The sequence below is a fragment of the Brevibacillus sp. FSL K6-2834 genome, assembly GCF_038592925.1.
Classification (GTDB): Bacteria; Bacillota; Bacilli; order Brevibacillales; family Brevibacillaceae; genus Brevibacillus; species Brevibacillus borstelensis.
Genome location: NZ_CP151945.1, coordinates 1402848 through 1421908, shown reverse-complemented (window position 1 = coordinate 1421908; position 19061 = coordinate 1402848). Strand labels below are relative to the sequence as shown.

16 protein-coding genes and 1 pseudogene are annotated in these 19061 nt (G+C 45.5%); 6 read left to right on the top strand and 11 right to left on the bottom strand.

What is annotated here, in order from left to right:
• Window positions 1-6: 6 nt before the first annotated feature.
• The gene (locus NST96_RS07140; RefSeq protein ID WP_024983501.1) at window positions 7-753 is read right to left on the bottom strand and encodes a gluconate 2-dehydrogenase subunit 3 family protein; all 747 of its coding nucleotides are present in this window, start codon (window positions 751-753) and stop codon (window positions 7-9) included.
• A 385-nt stretch (window positions 754-1138) separates the two neighbouring features.
• Here NST96_RS07140 and NST96_RS07135 point away from each other — a divergent pair, with 385 nt between their 5' ends.
• Complete coding sequence (locus NST96_RS07135; RefSeq protein WP_003388168.1) at window positions 1139-1558, top strand: MarR family transcriptional regulator; 420 nt, start codon at window positions 1139-1141, stop codon at window positions 1556-1558.
• Window positions 1559-1718: 160 nt separating this feature from the next.
• Here NST96_RS07135 and NST96_RS07130 read toward each other — a convergent pair whose 3' ends face one another.
• The 6 genes from NST96_RS07130 to NST96_RS07105 form a co-directional block, all read right to left on the bottom strand.
• The gene (locus NST96_RS07130) at window positions 1719-2216 is read right to left on the bottom strand and encodes a DUF4358 domain-containing protein (protein ID WP_024983502.1); all 498 of its coding nucleotides are present in this window, start codon (window positions 2214-2216) and stop codon (window positions 1719-1721) included.
• A gap of 89 nt (window positions 2217-2305) precedes the next feature.
• Complete coding sequence (locus NST96_RS07125) at window positions 2306-3451, bottom strand: DHHW family protein (RefSeq protein WP_340701180.1); 1146 nt, start codon at window positions 3449-3451, stop codon at window positions 2306-2308.
• 53 nt (window positions 3452-3504) lie between these two features.
• Window positions 3505-4911, bottom strand: a complete 1407-nt coding sequence (locus tag NST96_RS07120; RefSeq protein ID WP_031932173.1) for an MBOAT family O-acyltransferase — start codon at window positions 4909-4911, stop codon at window positions 3505-3507.
• 149 nt (window positions 4912-5060) lie between these two features.
• The gene (locus NST96_RS07115) at window positions 5061-5732 is read right to left on the bottom strand and encodes a GDSL-type esterase/lipase family protein (protein WP_152562206.1); all 672 of its coding nucleotides are present in this window, start codon (window positions 5730-5732) and stop codon (window positions 5061-5063) included.
• Between the two features lie 127 nt (window positions 5733-5859).
• Window positions 5860-7659 carry a HAMP domain-containing sensor histidine kinase gene (locus NST96_RS07110; protein WP_227278409.1) on the bottom strand — a complete coding sequence of 600 codons (1800 nt, stop codon included), beginning with the start codon at window positions 7657-7659 and terminating at the stop codon, window positions 5860-5862.
• Complete coding sequence (locus NST96_RS07105) at window positions 7656-8336, bottom strand: response regulator transcription factor (protein WP_024983507.1); 681 nt, start codon at window positions 8334-8336, stop codon at window positions 7656-7658. The genes NST96_RS07110 and NST96_RS07105 overlap by 4 nt, the downstream gene beginning before the upstream one ends.
• A 362-nt stretch (window positions 8337-8698) precedes the next feature.
• On the opposite strand from NST96_RS07105, the gene NST96_RS07100 reads away from it, so the two are divergent.
• Window positions 8699-9163: a hypothetical protein gene (locus tag NST96_RS07100; RefSeq protein WP_024983508.1), complete on the top strand. Its 465-nt coding sequence runs from the start codon at window positions 8699-8701 to the stop codon at window positions 9161-9163.
• A gap of 119 nt (window positions 9164-9282) precedes the next feature.
• Here NST96_RS07100 and NST96_RS07095 read toward each other — a convergent pair whose 3' ends face one another.
• The 3 genes from NST96_RS07095 to NST96_RS07085 all read right to left on the bottom strand — a co-directional run bounded on the left by NST96_RS07095 (window position 9283) and on the right by NST96_RS07085 (window position 13603).
• Entirely contained in the window at window positions 9283-11451 is a 2169-nt protein-coding gene (locus NST96_RS07095) for a M56 family metallopeptidase (protein WP_342405844.1), read from the bottom strand.
• A gap of 30 nt (window positions 11452-11481) precedes the next feature.
• Window positions 11482-11865, bottom strand: coding sequence for a BlaI/MecI/CopY family transcriptional regulator (locus tag NST96_RS07090; protein ID WP_003388170.1), 384 nt, complete (start codon window positions 11863-11865; stop codon window positions 11482-11484).
• A gap of 313 nt (window positions 11866-12178) precedes the next feature.
• Window positions 12179-13603 carry a SpoVR family protein gene (locus NST96_RS07085; protein ID WP_003388171.1) on the bottom strand — a complete coding sequence of 475 codons (1425 nt, stop codon included), beginning with the start codon at window positions 13601-13603 and terminating at the stop codon, window positions 12179-12181.
• Window positions 13604-13851: 248 nt separating this feature from the next.
• Here NST96_RS07085 and NST96_RS07080 point away from each other — a divergent pair, with 248 nt between their 5' ends.
• On the top strand, window positions 13852-14847 hold the full coding sequence (locus tag NST96_RS07080) for a hypothetical protein (protein ID WP_024983510.1): 996 nt from the start codon (window positions 13852-13854) through the stop codon (window positions 14845-14847).
• A gap of 312 nt (window positions 14848-15159) precedes the next feature.
• Here the strand turns inward: NST96_RS07080 and NST96_RS07075 are convergent, their stop codons facing one another.
• Window positions 15160-16353 carry a hypothetical protein gene (locus NST96_RS07075; RefSeq protein WP_024983511.1) on the bottom strand — a complete coding sequence of 398 codons (1194 nt, stop codon included), beginning with the start codon at window positions 16351-16353 and terminating at the stop codon, window positions 15160-15162.
• 560 nt (window positions 16354-16913) lie between these two features.
• Here NST96_RS07075 and NST96_RS07070 point away from each other — a divergent pair.
• The 3 genes and pseudogenes from NST96_RS07070 to NST96_RS07060 form a co-directional block, all read left to right on the top strand.
• On the top strand, window positions 16914-17261 hold the full coding sequence (locus NST96_RS07070) for a sigma-70 family RNA polymerase sigma factor (RefSeq protein WP_251247560.1): 348 nt from the start codon (window positions 16914-16916) through the stop codon (window positions 17259-17261).
• A gap of 35 nt (window positions 17262-17296) precedes the next feature.
• A complete protein-coding gene (locus NST96_RS07065; RefSeq protein WP_221175479.1) occupies window positions 17297-17434 on the top strand; it encodes a hypothetical protein in 138 nt (45 codons plus the stop codon).
• A gap of 959 nt (window positions 17435-18393) precedes the next feature.
• Window positions 18394-18999 (top strand): annotated as a pseudogene (locus NST96_RS07060) (IS21 family transposase); the annotation flags it as partial.
• Window positions 19000-19061: the final 62 nt, after the last annotated feature.

The following is a 19061-nucleotide window of genomic DNA, read 5'->3' as shown; positions in this document are numbered from 1 at the left end:
TGGTTATCAGTGGCCCATGTGGTCATGAAGACTTTTAGGCTCAATCTTCATAAATTCGTCCTTCTCGATATCTTTGGCGAAACTCATCTGGTTGCCAGGATAATTGCGCATTTTCCAGCCCTGCATGTCCTTGTTGCCGCCGTACATCGGATCGGCGTAAACGCCCTCGATCGTCATGCTGCGCAGAAGGCTAAAAAACCCTGTGGTCGAAGTTCCCGCAAGCTGATACTCCTTGCCTGCCTCAAAAACCTTCAAGGTCTCGTCTTGCTCTGCTTCGGTCAAATCAGTGAAGCGTTTGTTGTATTTCTTTTTGCTGTAGTCAGCCAGCCCTTGCAGCCCCAATGTGAAAATCTCCGCGCGTTTCAGGGAGGTTTGCATTCCTTGGGTCGGTTCTCCCGGGTAGAACGGACCGGTCATGTAATCTTTCGCATTGATTCCCCATGGACTGGCCAACTGGTGGTCGATGTAGAAGGCTACGCCCAGCTCTTTTGCGCCGGGGCCGTGCTCGTCCTGCGGAAAAATGCGCTCGCAAGCCGCTTCCGTCAATTGGAATTGCTCCTGATTGAAAAACATCAGCGCCTGGTTGTAGTTGACCGATTTCTCGACAACCTTCTCTACTTCCGCTTTCTTGCTTCCGAACAACGAACCACCCAGTACGCCTCCAACCACCAGCCCCCCGAGGGCGATCCCGGAATTCTTGAGGAATTCGCGCCGCGAGCTACTTTTGGGCTGTTTTGAGTTTGTATCTGCCACAGTAGTTCCTCCTTGATGTGTAAAATTAACTAGATAATTATTACCTAGTTCATGATAGTTCCAAAGAAAAATATCTGTCAAACGTTTAGGTGTTATTGGAATTTTCCAATAAAACAAACTTGGAAATCCCTACGCTGTCCAAATGAAATTTCCATACAATTTTCACAAAAGATACATTTACTTAAAGCCGTTCTGCAAGTAGGATGAATAGTAGTTGCATTTACTTAGGTAAACATTTGAAAACGGATTCATCGCGACGCTGAGCAGTCCGTTTTTTGGAAATCATAAACAGATGGAAGCAAAAAATTTGTTACCAACCTCTTGGTGTTCCGTCTTATGAAAGAAAAGGATCATCTGCTAAAAAACACCTTTAGGAGGATAACCATTGAACTACATATATGGACACAAAATAAACCAGGCGGCTAGGAAATTTACCAAAAAATTGAATGAAAAGCTGTCTACCCAAGGGTTGTACAGCTCACAGTGGGGAATTATCTGGTGTTTGCATCAGCGAGGCTCCTTGACCCAGGTCGATATCAGCAATTATTTAAACGTGGAAGCCCCCACAATTACCAGATCGCTGACCCGGCTGGAGGAGCTGGGATGGGTGATTCGCGAGGAAGGCGAGGATAAACGGGCACGCAAAGTTTCCCTGACTCCGCAGGCGAAAGAGATGCTCGCCACCTGGCAGAAAACCTCTGACGATCTGGAAATTATCGCCCTGCAAAATATCAAGGAAGAGGATTTGATCGTCTTTGACCGCGTCTTGCAGCAAATGATGAAAAATCTCGATTCGCTCTCTTGATCGTTTCAACATCGGTTACACGCTATCTGGCCAAAAAGCGCCGCTCCGATCCGGAGGGCGCTTCTTTGTGTTTTCCTATGATTCCAGTTGGCTGATCAGGGGGCTCTATTTGAGCTCTATTTGGAGCTCTCTTTTTGAGTGAAGCTACACTCTTGCTATGTCACTTCAGTGCCTCGTCAAATGCGCTTTCGATTTTCTCCGCTTCCTTCGACACCGCCAAAAGAATGTAGCGGCCCTTCGTCTTCAAGACATGTTTTTCCAATAAAAAGTACTCATCTGGGACGTAATCTTTGAATTTTTTCCCTTGCTCTTCTATTCGCTCCGCTATTTTTGCCTTGATGCTTTCTGCCTGACTATCATCCTTTGCGATCAGCACTGCGACCTCGTCAGCCCTTACGTTCGTCGGGGCTGTATACAGAATAAAATCCTCAACCTCTTCCTCGCCGAGCTTGTACAGCTTTTGAAGCTTTTTCGCGTCTCCCGCTTTCATATCATCCAGATGCACAGCCTGTTTGATTCGATCTCCTATTTCTGCCGCTGCAAGCTGACTCTCTTCCGTATTTTGTCCGGAACAGCCGGTTAATGCGGAAAGAGCAACGATACATGCAATCATCGAAACGAGTAATACTGCGTTTATTTTTCCAAGCCATTTTTGCATCATGCTTGGCCTCCTTTCCTATCTCCACTTACACGCTGCGGCGCTCTATGGCGGTGATCGGACGACCTGCTGGCCACCGGCAGCCTGATTCAGCGCTGACTGGCCAGCTCCTTTATCGACGGATCTTCCAAAAACGTATTCACGTTATAGAGCAGCAGCACATCGGTTATGTGGTTTTCCTGTATGAGCTCATCCAGGCGATCCTCGTAATACCGGAGGTCCACTACGTATATTTCCTCGAAATGAGCCGTCAGAAAGGGCAGAAAGCAGTTGGCATATGAGTCCTTGACGACAACGAGTTTTTTTCCATCCCCGGAACCAGTCGTGATTTTGATGAGTGGATGGTTGCCATTTAAAAAGACCGTGTATTTGTCTTTTTTCTTCAGGTTTTCCCTCTCATAAAGGGAATGGGTGCTCCTCTTTTCGCTTGCATACTCCACGCTATACGCTTCATCATCCTTTGGCAGATACAGGTCGATGCTGTCAGGGAGCACATGTCTGAATCCGCTTTTGGAAAAAAGCGAGCCATAGAAGTCATCAGTGGCCCGTTCAATCCGAAAATCCGCTTGCATCCTCGGCGTAAAGCCCATTTGCTTGCCAAGCTCCTGATAGGCATAGTAGGCTCCCCTGGTCGTCCAGTGATGGTCCGTTTTATAGTACAAATACTCTTCCTTTTTGGAACGCAGCGCAGGATAAACGTCCACAAAGGCAATGTCTTTGCTGAGCGCCTCTTTCACTTTTTCCATGTACGTTCGTTCTTCGTCCCCAGTGACATGGGCAGGCAGCTTTTCTTCCAGCACGCTGGCTGCAGTCGGCACCAGCATCATGTACGTATGGAGCCCCGGCAATGATTTGGCAAAGCCGTTTATGGCTTCCGCCTTCTCTTCCAGATCGCCGTCCTCCGGTTTCCCGAATTTTTGAATCAGAAATCCGTCCTTGCCTACATAAACCCCGTTGCTCTCCTTTTTCCCCATCAAGCGATCCGCTTCCGATTTTACGCCGATCCAAAAGTCTCGAAAAACAAACTGGTCAGACAGGTACTTCTCGAAATGGGCAGTAAATGTTCCATTCATACCTTTTTCCAGTGAAAAGGACGGAAGCTGCTCCAACATTCTGTTTTCTGACTCGGAAAACTCGCGTGTCGGCGCACCCGTGTTCAGTACCAGCAGTCCGCCGATAAACATTAGAAATACCAAACCAAGCATCCATTTGGACAGCTTGTCATCTCTCGGCATGAATACCCCCTCCTGCCAAGCCTGCTGATTTGCATGCACACCACCGCATCCGGTTAAAAGCGAAAGTAAAGAAACGGATTGTACGTTTCATTGACCAGATAAGCCGTCGAAAGAAAAAGCAGACCGACGTAGACAGCGGTACCGATGAGCATTCCGGCGATGTTCAGCCTTTCCTGCAGAACAGAAAACGCCTTGTGGGGAAGCGGGGTTGAGCACATAGCCAATGCGCTCAGCAGGACGAAATGGGTCGATAAATCGTATAGCGCTTTGCTATCTACGAGCGAATGCCCGCCTAGTCCAAACAGCGTGCCAATAAATGCCCACGCGGTGGACAGGTCTTCGATCTCGAAAAATACCCAGCCGACGATCACGATCAGCAGTGTATACAGATGTCCGACGAAGCGAGTCCTATACTTCAGCCAATCGAGCAGAAACCGCTTTTCCAGCGCGAGAAAACAGCCGAAGTACAATCCCCACAGGATGAAATTCCAGTTCGCCCCGTGCCATAGTCCGGTCAACATCCAAACGACGAACAAATTCCGAAGCTGTTTGGCCGTCCCCGCCCGATTCCCTCCAAGCGGTATGTAGACGTACTCCCGGAACCAGCTACCCAGCGAGATGTGCCACCGGCGCCAAAACTCCGTGATGCTTCGGGACACGTACGGGTAATGGAAATTTTTCAGAAAGTCAAAGCCAAGCATTTTCCCTAGGCCTCGGGCCATATCCGAATAGCCGCTGAAGTCGAAATAAATCTGGAAGGTAAAGGCGATGATACCCAGCCATGCCGAAAGCACTGTAAGCTCAGCCACAGGCGTCGCTTTCACATTCGTCCAGAGCAGTCCGATGTTGTTGGCCAGAAGCACCTTTTTTGCCAGCCCTTTGACAAACAATTCGGCCCCTTCTCCAAAATGCTCCATGGTTACCTTTCGGGCTGCGAGCTGCTTTGCAATATCGCCGTATTTCACGATCGGCCCTGCGACCATTTGCGGGAACATCGTCACATAGGCGCCGAAGGAGATGAAATTTCGCTGTACAGCCACTTTTCCCAGATAGACGTCAATGACATACGACATCGTTTGAAAGGTGTAAAAGGATATTCCCACCGGGAGCGGAAGCTCTGCCGCATGGATGTTCAGGCCGAACAGATCATTGATCGCAGCGACGAGAAAGCCGTAGTATTTGAAGAAACCGAGGACCCCCAGACTTGATATGATGGAGACAATGAATATGGCTCTGGCAATGCCCTTGCGGCTTCTGTATTTGTCGATCATGAGGCCGTTCATATAGTCAAATGCGGTAGAGAAGATCATGAGAAACAGGTATACGGGTTCTCCCCATGCATAAAACACCAGACTTGCCGCAAACAAGATGCCATTCCGAAGCATGCGCGGTGACAGGTAATAAACAAGCAGCACCAGAGGGAGAAATAGGAAGAGGAATAAGAGACTGCTGAATACCAAGGCTTTCCCCTCCTGGAGTAATTTTTGTTTTTGGGCAAGCTTGCTCGCATAAGGCGTTGCCCAGCATGTTTGGACGCTGCGGGCATGTTTGAGCGCTCAGGAAGAGAACTGCCCTGCAGCCCTCCTGAACCGAATGCAGGGCAGCGAATCTATTTTTGACGGTTCTTGATAAACTCCAGCATGAGAGGATAAAACTCCGCTTTGAAGTGAATGCCATCCGCATCATGCAGATCGGATCGACCTGTAAAAAGCGGCGACAGATCGATATATTCCACCTGCTCCTTTGCAGCCAGCTCCTTCAGTCCCTGATTGTACTCGCCGATCGTGTTATAGCGGGGCTCTTTTTTCTCTGCCTCCGCTGTGACCGGCGTGACGGTAAGGATCGAGATTTTTGCATTCGGCAGCTTTTCTTTGATTTGGCCGATCAGTTTTGCGTATTGATCCAGCGCATAGGCAACCGGATTCTCTACCGGCCAGAGGATGTCATCCGACCCTAGCTGGATGTAGATATGCTCCGGGTTTCTTTTGACCAGATCGTCAATGTCCTCCAGAGCAAACTCGGCCGTTTTCCCGGCGCCGGCAGCCACATTCGCTTCGTCCAAAACATCATGGAAGGACAGCCCTTCCGTAATGGAATCTCCCAAAAATACGCTCGTTTGAAAAACGGATGGCAACGAAGGCTTCGCAGCGGGCTCTTGCTGGTTCGCTGCGGGAGTGGAAAGAGATGTTCCCTGGCTGCTTGCCGTTTCCTGGCTTCCGCACGCCGCCAGCGATGCCGCTGCGACCCCTGTGAGCAAAAATGTCATCCATTTTTTCGTCATATCGATGTCCCTCTCTTGTACATGTATTTCCAAGCCTTGCGCTTGCAAGAGATAGCGTAATCCGGGCAGATAAAGATCAGATGCAGATGAGATCAAGATAAATAAAAAAAGTGCAGAACCTGAAGTTCTACACTTTTTTCGGCAAATAGAAGTAAAACAATACGCCCTCCGCTGTATTGGCCACCCCATAAGCTGCACCGTGCAAATCCAATATTTTTTTGCAGATCGCCAGTCCCAGCCCGGTGCCGCCCTTTGAGCGCTGGCGCGAAGGCTCCCCGCGATAAAAGCGGTCCCAGATTTTCTCCAGATGCTGCTTCTCGATATGGACCCCTTTGTTTTCCACACAGACCTTTACGCTTCCCTCCTCTTCCATAGCCGTAATGGAAATCGACTCCTTCTCCGGCGAGTAGCGGATCGCGTTTGTCAAAAAGTTGGTGATGACTTGTTCGATGCGATGCTGGTTGGCGATGACTTCGACCGGAGCCAGATCGGTATGAAGCTGCAGCTGCTTTTTGTCCAGCTCCAGAGACAACTGCTGGCATATTTGCCGGATCACCGTATCAATAAAAAAAGCATCGAGCTTCAGCTTGTACGTACCGGACTCGAACTTCGCCAATTCAAGCATATCGACGATCAGCATGTCCATCCGGTTCACTTCATTTTCCATCGCTTCCAGATAATGCTCCCGCTTGTGACTCGCGACGCCGTCCCTGACAATCGAGATGCAGCTTTTGATCACGCTCAGCGGCGTTTTCAGTTCATGCGAGACGCCCGCGATAAATTCCTTCCTCGTGTTTTCCAACTGTTTTTCCTTCTCGATGTCCTGCCGCAGCTGTTTGATGTGCGAATGCAGCGTATCGGAAAGCTCATTGATTGTCTGAGAAAGATCGCCAATCTCGTCTTTGGAGGCAATGGAGATTTTCTCCGAGAAGTCCAGCGCGGCAATCTTTTTCGTCGTGCGGTTGATGAGCAATAGCGGCCGCGCAATCCGTTTGGAGTAGTAAAACGAGAGCAACAGAATCAGGATCATCACAAACAGAATCAGATACACGTAGTACGCCTGGATCATCTGTACGGCCTCGTCAACAGGCTGCAGCGAGGTCATCGCGATGACATAGGCGGGTTCTCCGCCGACGATTATCGGGTCGATCATGATTTTGTACTTTACGTCGTTTTCCTCATAATCAATCATTTGCAAACCTACAGGCTGCTTCTTCTCTTTCCCCAGCAGCAGATTGGCCTGGAATTCTTTGACCCGGTCTATAAACAAGTGGTTGGAATAAACAAATCTGCTGGCGCGGTTTCCGTCAGGCAGTTGGACCTTGGTGATGTGGCCATAGAGAAAGTAGGAGGGAAATTCTTCATGCTCCTCTGCCGGATTATCAAAGCTCGGAATGATTTCGTGCTCTTTCTTGGCCATCTGCTGGTTCTCCCAGGCAATATTTCCGTTTCCCAGCCCCACCCGATACGTGACCGCTGCCGAATCCACCGTGATGCCATTCAGAATCACACGCTCCCCTTCGCGAAGAAAAGGATTCTTCTTGGAAATTTCTTCGGCACCCACGAGGCTGTACAGCGGAACGGTTATCGTCTCCCCTGCGATGCTGTGGTCTTGATCAGGATCGAGTTTGACCTCGATATAGAAGTCGTCAGTTCCTTTCAAATTGCCCAGCTTGTCAACGGTGGTAATCCATGTATTGTGCTTGCGGTAAAACTCTTCCTCCAGCTTGTCGATTGCGTGTGTATCGCCGCCGCTATTTGCGTAGGCTGTTTCAAAGCTTTGGAGGCTTGCCTGAATATTATCCACTTTTTTATTCACATAAAACTGCTTGAAAAATACGGTTTGACCGACAAAAATGACGGCCAAAATGAACAGGCACAAGGCGCTTGTCAGCAGAAACAATTTGAATACGATGCCCGTTCTCATGCGTGCTCCTCGAATTTATAGCCCGAACGGACAACCGTCACAATACATTTTGCTTTATCCCCCAGCTTGTATCGCAAATTGCGGATATGGCTGTTCACCGTGCGGTCATCTCCAGCGAAATCATAGCCCCAGATTTTGGTGATCAACTGCTCCCTGTTGATGATGATCCCTTTGTTTTTCATGAGATAGGCGAGAATTTCAAATTCTGTATGCGTCAGGCTGCTGTTCTTTCCATCCACCGTGACGGTACGGGAAGGCAGGTGCATCACAATGCCGCTGCCTGATAAAGTGTCATCGGCTGAAGCTCGCGGCAGCTGCCGGCTTTCCAGAAGCCTTTTCGCCCTCGCAAGCAAAATCGGCGGGCTGAACGGCTTCGTAATATAATCATCCGCACCCAGCTCAAACCCGAGCAGGGTGTCATCTTCATCCGAGCGGGCGGTCAACATGATGATCGGAACGTTGGATATTTTGCGAATCCGCTGGCAAACAGACCACCCGTCGATTTTCGGCAGCATGATATCCAAAATGATCAGATGAACGTCATGTTCCTGGAATAAAGCCAAAGCTTCTTCGCCGTCGACTGCTTCCAGCACTTGATAGCCTTCATGCAGGAAATAATCCTTGATGATTTCACGTAAGATCTCTTCGTCTTCTACGACTACAATTGTTTTTTGCATCATGTTTGTACTCTCCGTTACAAGGTTTATCTGTAGCTTTGCCAAGGATGGGCCGGTGTGGCAAGTGTAAATCGGAGGCAAGACCGGAAATCTCCGGGACTTGTTACATACCATCCTACCTATCAAGTCTACTGAAACAGGTGGCGGGATTCTATCTTTTTTGCTGTTTGGGTTTGTTTTATCTGTTGCGTCCTATTGGATTATCCCGGTTCTCGCAGAGTTTTCGCTACAATAATTGGATTAATTTGTAAAGATACTAAAAAGGTTTTTATTGAACATTATATGAAATTAATAAAGAAGATTTACAATATAGTGGGTAAATGGTAAAAATAGTATATGCCAAATTTTAGGAGGTATTTTCAATGAAAAAGATCGTCCTAAGCATGCTCAGTCTTGCACTTTTATCCAGTGTAGCTGTCGCAGCATCTGCAAATGAAGCTTCGACGAATTCTGTCATTAAGCCACAAGCAATCTTCTACGATAGAGAACCAAACGATAAAAGGGCCGATGCCAACTTTTTCTCTATTGGCGACGGAAACCAAATCTCCGGGACACTCCCGATAGGGGACGCTGCGGACTGGTATACATTTACTCCATCGACAACCGGAAAATATCGTTTTTATTTTTCCCATTCGTCCCTCCAGTTTTATTCAATGGTTGTTAAAGGGGATGGCGTTGGAACAGTAGGAAAAATTGAATATAATGACCCAATTAAGTATTTTGACGCCACAGTAGAGGCAGGCAAAACTTACTATATTGAGGTCAGTGGCGGTAAGGACGATACTGCTGATTTTGGTTATGATATTTACACGTACAAAATTAATTAATGAAATGAAAGGAACCACTCGGATAACTCCGAGTGGTTTCGCTTTCCCTTATTCGCTACTGCCGTTTTTCCGGGCTTGCGTTAGTTTTCTAATCAGATCACACTCAAACTCAGCAAGACTTATTTCCATTGGCTGGCATCTACCGGTTTTGCTTTGATCAACTCAGCGACAATTTCTTGTTGCTGCGGAAGATCTTCCTGGAAGGTTACCTGGTAGCCGAGATCGTTCTCTACCCAAAAATAACTGACATTGTCAACTTCATCCGGCGAGCTCAACCTTCCATCTATTTTATATTTTTCTGTGCGGAATACTTTTTTCCCCTCTATTTGCAAAGGAGTCGTCTTCAAGCCAATTTTTTCGCCATTAATAATTTCGTGAAAATAGGTGCCCGTCTTCTGAATCTCTTCATACGTGCTCGTGTCTTTTTCCTGATCAAAATAGAAGCTGTTTTTCCATTTTCCAGGTTTGTTGGTTCTTGCAAACTCCACGAAGAAGCCCATTGATGTGCGGTCCGTATCTCGATAGTACGCCCAAGCTCCAGATGCTTCAAAGATTTCAAGAAATTGCATGGGAAGCTTCGGAGTAAATCCGAGCAACTCCTGCGCATAGCGCAAGTCTTCTGTGTCATAGACGTTTGTTTTGAACTGACCCTTCTGATTTTCATATTGCTTCAACATGTCTTGGTCAGGGAATTTCATCGAGGAAATCACTTTCAACATTTCTTCATCAGAAACATCAAACTCTCTGAGCTTATATTGAAGGCCTTGGTCCTCCCAAAAATAGGCGGTCAGCGAGTCCGATACCCGTGTCAGCTTTAGAATGTCCATTCCATTCAGCTTCAGCGTTTCTTTCTTGATATCCAGGGATTGCTGATTTTCCAACAAGGCATCATCATGCTCGGCTCCACTAGGAAGAATCACCATATCATATAAGTAGTGGCTCTTTCCTTCATATTTGTTAAAACCAATATCCACTTTGGACAGCTTTTGATCATCCAGATACAAGGTAACATAGGCCAAGCTTAACTCCGGCAAGTCCGGCACCTTGAACGGTGTGGGCGATACCTTTACCGCCTTTTCCAAGCTGCCGTAGCTCCGATGAGAAGAATTGAACAGAAGGCGCTCTTTTCCCGTTTCCGCAATGGTTGCCGGGCTGCTTGCCGGAGCAGGTGCAGGCGCGGCGGCGTTGGTTAATGTCGCTACACCGAGACCGGCTACACAGACAACCGCCAGAGCCGACAATTTATACGTTCCCTTTTTATATGCTTTGATCATGGTAATTCTCCTTGTCATTTCGCTTTTGTTGGTCGTACCCCAAAAATACAGCAGTTGGGGCTGAGCGGATTTGGACGCAAACCGCTTCAAACATTCAATCATCGTCAAGCCATAAGGAGTCGCTGCTTGTTCTCCGAGAACCTCCAGAACGCAGGCATCGCAGGCGATCTCCCTGGCCGCTTTCATTCTTTTTACACAGATCCACACGAGCGGATTCATCCAGTGAATCGCCAGGACAAAGCTGCTGAGCGTATTCCACCACATGTCTTTTCTTTTGCAGTGGGCCAGCTCGTGTGACAAAATATGTAGTAGCTGGGAGGGGGCCAACTCTTTCACGACCGCTTCCGGGACGAAGATCCACGGATGAATCAATCCGGCGATAAACGGGCTTTTTGCATAGTCCCCTGTGTACAGCGGGATTGGCTTCTTTATACCGAATTTCCTTTGACATTCATCCATGACAGACAAGATCTGCGGGTCTGTTACAGGCGTGAGCGTTTTGCGTCGATTTCTCAACCGGAACAGGCAGGCAAACAAATAGCCTATGAACACAATGGCCCCGGCAAACCAGATCGCCGATACGACTTGTACTCCCAGCGGATAGCCAACCTGCGAGAATTGACGTGCTTGCGTTTCATCCTGCAGCGCGATCGCTACAGGCTGCACATGATTTTTTTCAAGAGCCGTGCTATGATTGTTTTGTGGTATTTTATTCTCTTCGCTGTTTCGAGAAATGTCATGGGACAGGCTGCTGCCTTCCACATGAATCATCGAAACGGCATTTTTTATCGTTGCGGCAACATTAAATATGCTTGCCGGGCTGCTTGGCAAATCAGGCAAAAGCAGTCTGACCAACACGAGCAGCCACAGCGCATGCTGAAGGCGGGGACTCAGACGATGCCGAAACAATTTTTGAATGGCCATCACCAGCAGGACCACTGCGCTCGCCGCTAGTGTGGAATCGAAAAACCATAAAAAAACGTCGCATAGGATCTCCATGTGTTTGTACCTCAACGATGGCCTCCGGCATTTCGCCTTCTGTCGCTATCGTTTTTCTCCCTTTTTTTCCTCAAGTATCTTCTGCAACTGCTCAATCTCCTTCTCGGACCAATCGCCCTCTTCCAAAAAGTTGGTCACCATCAGCTTTGCCGCTCCGCCAAACACTCTGTTTACAAACGATTTGCTTTCCGCTTTGACGCATTCTTTTTCGGTAACCGCCGGGTAGTACAGATAGCTTCTACCCGCCTTCTCGAATCCGATCGCCTTTTTTTTCACTAGCCTGTTCAGAAAGGTGCGAACCGTCTGATCGCTCCATTCGATTTCGGCCGGCAGTTGAGCTGCGATTTGCTCCGCGGTGAGCGGACTTTGCTTCCAAATCACCTTCATGATTTCCCACTCGGATTCGGATATTCTCGGAATGTTGGTCATATGCTTCACCTCCTATCGATTGGAAACTATTATTTACAAATGTAAATATAACAGCCGACTCCAAGTTTTACAAGCGTAAATTCATTTTGTTCAGGTCAGCAGCATCATGAAACAAGCTTGCGCAACAAAAAGCGGAGATGGCGTTCGAGGTGCTTCTCTTTAAACGAAAAAGCAGTAGCTGCGGCTTGAGCAGAACAATGGGATGGCAGTGCGGCTGATGTCCATTCTGTCTGGAACAAAAAAAGGGGCTGATCGCCCCGTCTGCACTTTTTGCTTTCCCGTGAAAAAATGTTCTTGTGATCTTCCCGTACTCTTACAAAAACCGCCGATGCACCTTTTTCCCGTCATACGTAAACTGTACAGGCCGATCCTCGATCACCGTTTCAAGATGGACATTTTTCCCCCACATGCGATAAATGTAAGGAATCGTCTTCTCCACGTATTTGACATCCAGCTCCAGTCCTTCAAAATGGTGCTTCAGGTACAGCTCGCCAGCCCGCAGGTAGTCGCCGTCGTGGACCATGACATACGGGAAGCCGCCATTGACGCGGGTAACGGCGAGACCATCCCGGACATCCTCCCATGCCTTGTCGGTCACGACCCACTCGTTCCCCTGCTTGCCAAACATGTACAGATCGAGCTTGCCGACCAAATCCTTGGTCAAGTAGTTGCGGATAAAGCTGATGTCAGACTCCAGCTCGCGGACTTCAAAAATTTTGGCGCGTCCCTGCCCCGGCTTCCGTCCGAAACGCTCCTGCTCCTCCTTGGTCGGATTGTCCCAGCGGCGTTCAATGTCTTCGAAAATTTTCAACCCCAAATGATACGGATTAATGCTCGTCGGCGAAGGCTGAATGACAGAGGAATGCAGCTTGGCAAATTCAATCGTCTCCGCTTCGGTCAGGTCCATTTCGCGCAAAATCCGCATGTGCCAGTAGGAGGCCCAGCCTTCGTTCATAATCTTCGTCTCCAACTGCGGCCAGAAATAGAGCATCTCATCCCGGACGATCGTCAGGACATCACGCTGCCAATCGTCGAGAATCTGGCTATGCTCCATAAGAAAGAGCAGCAGGTCTTTCTCCGGTTCTGGCGGAAATTTGCGCGCCGGCTTCTCCGGCTCCGTCTTCTCTTCTGCACGGTCCAGCCGCCACAAATCGTCGTATGGGGTGCTGCGCTCCGCTTTGGCTGCCGGTTTATTCCCCGCCTCCTCTACCTCCCGCTTCCATCTCAGCTTGGGACGCAAGAGGCTCGGGTCGATGTGCTCCTGAACGGCCAGGCAAGCATCGAGCAAGGATTCGACCGCTTCCTTGCCGTGCTCGATTTCGTATTGGCGGATGCGCTCCGAGCTCGCTGCCATGCTCTCGACCATGTCCCGGTTGGTGTTGGAGAAGCGTGCGTTGTTTTTGAAAAAGTCGCAATGCGCCAGGACGTGGGCGACGATCAGCTTGTTTTGGATCAGGGTGTTGCCGTCAAGAAGAAAGGCGTAGCACGGATTGGAGTTGATCACCAGCTCGTAAATTTTGCTCAGGTTGAGGTCGTACTGCAGCTTCATTTTGTAAAAGGACTTTCCAAAGCTCCAGTGCGAGAAACGGGTCGGCATCCCGTACGCGCCGAACGTGTAAATGATGTCCGCCGGGCAAATTTCGTACCGCATCGGGTAAAAATCAAGGCCGAAGCCTTTGGCAATCTCCGTAATTTCGTCTATGGCACGCTCAAGTTCTTTGCGCTCTTCATTGGTCATTGTTGTCCCCCCAAGTCTTTCCGTCCTTATCTTATGTATATGGGGAGTGCTTGGGATTAGATGAGGGTTGCTGAGCAATTTTTGTGTGGGTAATTCGTTCGTTGTTTTACGAAAAGAATAGGCTTCGAAATTATTATTTAGAGTTGTAGTTGCTTTTTCGTTGTCATTTTTTCCTTGCTAGTTGAAGCGACAGGAAAGACCGGTCCTAACAGTCGTTTTTAAACCTTTAAAACTAGGGGGAAAATTAAATGGCGATGCGAAATTTGCTAGTATATATCGGCAGGCAGTATGATCCCATTCGTGCAAGAGACCTTGATAAACTCGAGGGTACCGGCTTGAATGCGATTACTTTAGAAGTGGGATTAGGAAGTGACAAGTTTAGGTACGATGATACCAGACATAATAACAGTATCGTTGATTTCTGCATTAACGGAGTAGAATCATTTTTCCGGGAATATGCAAAATCCGATTTTCAGCCTTGGGTGTGGGTCGGTCTACCTCATTATGAGGCCACACATGGGACGATCAACTATGAAAGGCATCTGTACAAGTACTACAGAAATTATATTGATGGTGTACGAGAAAGTCTTGAATCAATTGGTCGTTGGGAAGACGTTAGGGGTTTTTATTACTCGATGGAAACTGTACATCCAGTTTATGAAAAAATTAGTGAAACTTCACCAACGTCCAATTCTAGCGTCAGATTAATGAATGACATATCGTACTATATTCGCGATTTAGATGACCATTATGGAAATGAGTTTATGTGGTGCCCTTACTATGGATTTAATGAAAACAAACTAAAGATTATTCATAATCTGGGTGTTGTCGCTAATAGAACCAATATTTTCGACTACATCTTGATCCAGCCTTCCTACTACTTCCAACCATCAGAAAAGGAAAACGTGAATGCTGTTCTAGATTCAGTTACAAATGAATATTTGGATCAAGATGGCGAAATTGTTGATCTGGATGGTGATCCTGTAGCTGGTGGAAGAAAAGCTAATGCTACCGCAGATATTGGAGTCGTAATGGAGATTAACGATAAATATTTTTCTAACAGCGCATACGCTGAACGTTACGATTATTGTGAACGACGTTTCAGTAGACTCCTCCACCCTGACTCGCGTACACCTATTACTTTTTATGCAGGTCAACTTTCAAGTGTTCTCTCTGAAAAATCAAACGGCGATAGTCTAATAAAAAAAATAAAAGATTTCTATGATAAAAGAAAAGATTGGTAAAACGTTGTTGGATAATAATCTCTAATCCACTATTTAAGATACCGCCTCCAAATATTTGGCGAAAACGAAGACATTCGTGGCTTATATATGGTATCTAATAATATCTCGAAAACATCTCATAAAACCAAGTAGCTTAAATCTAACAAGGTTTCATCCCCTTAGCGGAATATCTTCCCTTGACACAATATAGTCACAGACGCTAATTAAAGCGGCTTGCGACTAATGTTCGGGAGAGAACCATCCTTCGGGGATGAAACCTTTTATTAAATCTACGTAGGTACAAAGTACAGTTATTATTTTATACACAGTCTTTTATTTTTTAGGGATACTGAACAACGTTCCGGTTGGATCTTGGACGTTCTCAAAAAAATAAATGCTAGTAGATTGGGGTTCTTTTTTAGGAATAGCATAATATTCTTCGTCCCAATATGTCCAAAATATCTCTTCCTTCATCGGAAGGCCTGTTTTTCGATCAACGTAAGCGAATATCGTGGTAGTGCCTTTTGGTTCAGTATCTACTTGCTTGTACACTTGTGTCATCTTCCTGTTATAATTTACAGTTCCTACAAATTCCCATTCCCTCCCGCCTTGATTTTGAAACAAAGATAGTCCTGCAGGAATAAAATTCCCTGGCTTCCTCTCCGTATTTACAGTAACTTCTCCTCCTTCCTTTCTCTTATGAAAAAACTTCGTTCCTTGTTTATTTACGATCCATTGCTGACTTACACCCTCTTTGAATGAAAAGTCATAATTAAAAAATTCATACCGCTCATCGCCATTTTGTGGATGTTGCCAGCTTTTTGAAAAGGAAATAATATTTGAACTTTTTGTTATCTGTGTCACATGTTTGATAATTTGTTTATGCTTTTGGGGATCCGGAATCGTGAATAAGGCACCTGCTGGATCGTCTACCTTTTCAAAAAAGAACGCCTCCGCAATCAGCGGTTTTTTTAAGTCTCTACCCTTGTAATACTCTTTAACAACAGGCAAGCCGGTCGTTTGTTTCAAATAAACAATTTCCGTATAAGAGGCCACTGGGTCCCGTACTTCTCTTATCATTTTTTCCACCCGTTCCCCGTCGATTTGTACAGTACCAGCCGAAGTCCAATCCGTTGTCCGATAGGCATCTGTCGTGGATTGGAACAAAGTTTTGCCCGGAGATATTGTTGTATAATACGGTCCCGTTCCGGTATCCTCAGTAACTTTATCCTGTTTTTTACTAATCCTATAAATCTGTTTCCCTTGCTCTTTTACGATTGTCCGTCCCATCCCAATTTCTTCACTGTCAGCAAAGGAATATTCGAATTCGTCATGGCGCTCATTCTTACTTTGTGTATGATACCAACTTTCTCTAACGAGTATTTTCTCAGGACTTTTTACCAATGTTACCATATGCTCAATAACAGGTTCAGGATGTTCTGAAGCAAAGCTGCACGAACTGTCAGTCACACTCCACATGAGTAAGACGAGAATGCTCAGACACCCTACAATTCGCTTGAAGCTCATGTTCCTCCTCCTTTTTCCTCTATAGGTAATTACCTCCTTAATTATTAAACGCAAAATGAATCAATAAGTTGCTTTTTTACAATTATTTTTTTCTACAAATTCCCATCCTACTAACTAATACTTAGATTTCATCCCATCGTCCTCCTGAAAAAGTATCACTTCCACCTCCTTTATAATGAAATATACAGAATAACCCCTGGTAATATCCGCCATCCGTCCACGATCAGCAAACTAAACGACCCTTTCAAAATACATTCCTAGGAACATGCTGGGTATGTTCATACATACGTTCAATCATGATAATTCGCCTCCCTTTTTTACCTCATGTTAGACACTTATCAATAATTTATTTGTCGAATTACGTTATGTAAGCATTCGTGATTTTTACAAATTTCGACATCTAATATAAATTAATAAAAAATAACCTATGTTTTCCTAGGAATAAGGTTGCAATTTAAACAATTGGATTTCCTTGTTAATAGATAGTCTTAGACTAGGGCTATATTCCTCCCCCTTGGCCATTTCCACATTTCCATCAGCTTATTTTAAAAGGTAAGAAGGTGAGACTGTTGAGAGATGAAATCATAAAAAAAGAATGTCGAAATTTTTTAAAACGTGTCGCTTGGCGCTTGCAATATTCTGCTAAAAGAAATGTATACCGCCACACTCGCATGATAGATGAAATATATGGTGAAGATATCACTTCTCATACCGTCTCAAAGCTCTATATCGAAGAAGTACTCTCTCAAATACCAGAAAAAGCTCGTTTTATCATTTGTAGTATTGTCATCGACGGACAAACAGAAGAAGAAGTAGCAAAAAAATTAAAAATCTCGAGACAAGGAGTGAACAAACGCAAAAACAAATACCTTCGAATACTCAAAGAAAAAATGACTCCTTTTACATGACTTTTAAACTTGCAATGGCAGGTGATAACCAAGCTATGATGGAAGTTATTGACTTTCTACTCCCTGATATGGAATACCTTGCAAACTTTATTAAATTACCTAGAGAAGAATCTATTCAAGAAATGAAAGCCGCTATGATTGAAGCCATCCGCCAGGGAGAAATTCAACTATGATACCATCTGATTTGATAAATGTGCTCGCCGTTATCGTCTGCTTTTTAGTTCTAGTAGTCACATGTAACCATGTGGACTTGCAAGTTAGAGTAAAAAATATTCTTGACTTACACTTAAAAACAAATAAAGAAAAGAAGGAAAATAGTGAAGACGAAGATCAATTTCCATCGTAGTTTGTGAATGTAGAAACAATACAATCAGGGTTTCTTCTCTTAAATCTATGTTAATTATAGGAAATGAGAGGTGTACTGCCAAATGGCGGAGGTTGTGTTAATTGGCTCATGTGCCGTTCTAGTATTCTTATTTAGTGGTCAAGTAATTTTATTAAGACGAATAAAACAAAAGATTAAATAGTTCTCGAAGTACACTTTGAGCTATCGTACAGTTTACTTTGATAAGCATTGTAAAATAAACAATAAACATTCATTTTGAATTTTATCATCTGTTTACTACAACTTCAGATTCTATCTTCTGAACAGGGGGAAGGAATATCATTCCGTGGAAAATGGTCGAAGATTCAGGGTCTGTAAATAAATTTATGTAAAATCAAACATACCAGTATATAAGGTTTCATTCCCTAATTAGAAGTTCTCCCTTAGAACCAATCGAGTCAAAGGCGTAGGTAAAGCGAACCTATGACCCTAATTGGAAGAGAAAAATCAGAAAATTATTAGGGGGATGAAACCTTTTCATATATTTAGGTTGATTGAGTTTACTCGAAAATCTTGACAGACCTAATTGACGCAACCCGTCCATTTCCAGTAAGATGTCCGTCATCAATGTAGAGCATTTGAGATGAGCCTCTACCTGTTTATGGCAGACTAAAAATGTAGGTTATGGCAGTTAATTTATGCAGACCCGTAGGGGCTGCATAAATTAAAAAACCACTTGCCAACATCCCCTTATCAAAATACACTCCTGTTGGGCATTACAGACGACGGGAGGTATAAAGTTAGGAGATGTTAGCAGTGGCAGAAATTAATTATATCAGGCATGAGGCAAACAAAAAAGGGCGAGCTTATAGCAAGATTGCCAAACAAATGAATCGTGATTCAAGGACGGTTCAGAAGTATGCAGAAATGGATGATTTCAATCTACAAGAAAAGCCCAAGCAAATTCGAAAAGCTAGAGTCATGGAGCCCGTTAAACCTATTCTTGATCAATGGATCAAAGAGGACTTGAACAAGAAAAAGAAGTTCCGAAGAACAGCACAACGCTTGTTCACGCAATTAGTGGAGGAATACCAATTTACAGGATCATCTCGCTCTGTCAGACAATATGTTTCCCAACGTAAGCACCAGTTAGCGGAGACAAGTGATGCTGCGGCATTGCCATTGGAAACGAGACCTGGATCAGCTCAAGTTGATTTTGGAGAAGCACCATTCAAATATCAGGGAGAAAGTGTTACCTTGCCATTCCTCGTTCTCTCGTTTCCTTATAGCAACACGTTCTACTTTCAAGTTTTCCAGTCTCAGAATCGAGAATGCTTTCTGGAGGGATTAAAGCGTATCTTTCACTATATAGGTGGAGTTCCAAAGGTCATTCGATTTGATAATTTATCACCTGTGTTTTGCAAGTAGAAAATGCTCAGCTTTGCAGCCAAAATTGCCTAAGCACTTGCCAGCCG

Coding starts and splice junctions, on each gene's coding strand:
- NST96_RS07085 (WP_003388171.1), bottom strand. CDS start 13,603: ATGACCAATGAAGAGCGCAAAGAACTTGAGCGTGCCATAGACGAAATT.
- NST96_RS07125 (WP_340701180.1), bottom strand. CDS start 3,451: ATGCCGAGAGATGACAAGCTGTCCAAATGGATGCTTGGTTTGGTATTT.
- NST96_RS07075 (WP_024983511.1), bottom strand. CDS start 16,353: ATGAGCTTCAAGCGAATTGTAGGGTGTCTGAGCATTCTCGTCTTACTC.
- NST96_RS07115 (WP_152562206.1), bottom strand. CDS start 5,732: ATGACGAAAAAATGGATGACATTTTTGCTCACAGGGGTCGCAGCGGCA.
- NST96_RS07110 (WP_227278409.1), bottom strand. CDS start 7,659: ATGAGAACGGGCATCGTATTCAAATTGTTTCTGCTGACAAGCGCCTTG.
- NST96_RS07105 (WP_024983507.1), bottom strand. CDS start 8,336: ATGCAAAAAACAATTGTAGTCGTAGAAGACGAAGAGATCTTACGTGAA.
- NST96_RS07100 (WP_024983508.1), top strand. CDS start 8,699: ATGAAAAAGATCGTCCTAAGCATGCTCAGTCTTGCACTTTTATCCAGT.
- NST96_RS07080 (WP_024983510.1), top strand. CDS start 13,852: ATGGCGATGCGAAATTTGCTAGTATATATCGGCAGGCAGTATGATCCC.
- NST96_RS07090 (WP_003388170.1), bottom strand. CDS start 11,865: ATGACCAACATTCCGAGAATATCCGAATCCGAGTGGGAAATCATGAAG.
- NST96_RS07130 (WP_024983502.1), bottom strand. CDS start 2,216: ATGCAAAAATGGCTTGGAAAAATAAACGCAGTATTACTCGTTTCGATG.
- NST96_RS07065 (WP_221175479.1), top strand. CDS start 17,297: ATGATGGAAGTTATTGACTTTCTACTCCCTGATATGGAATACCTTGCA.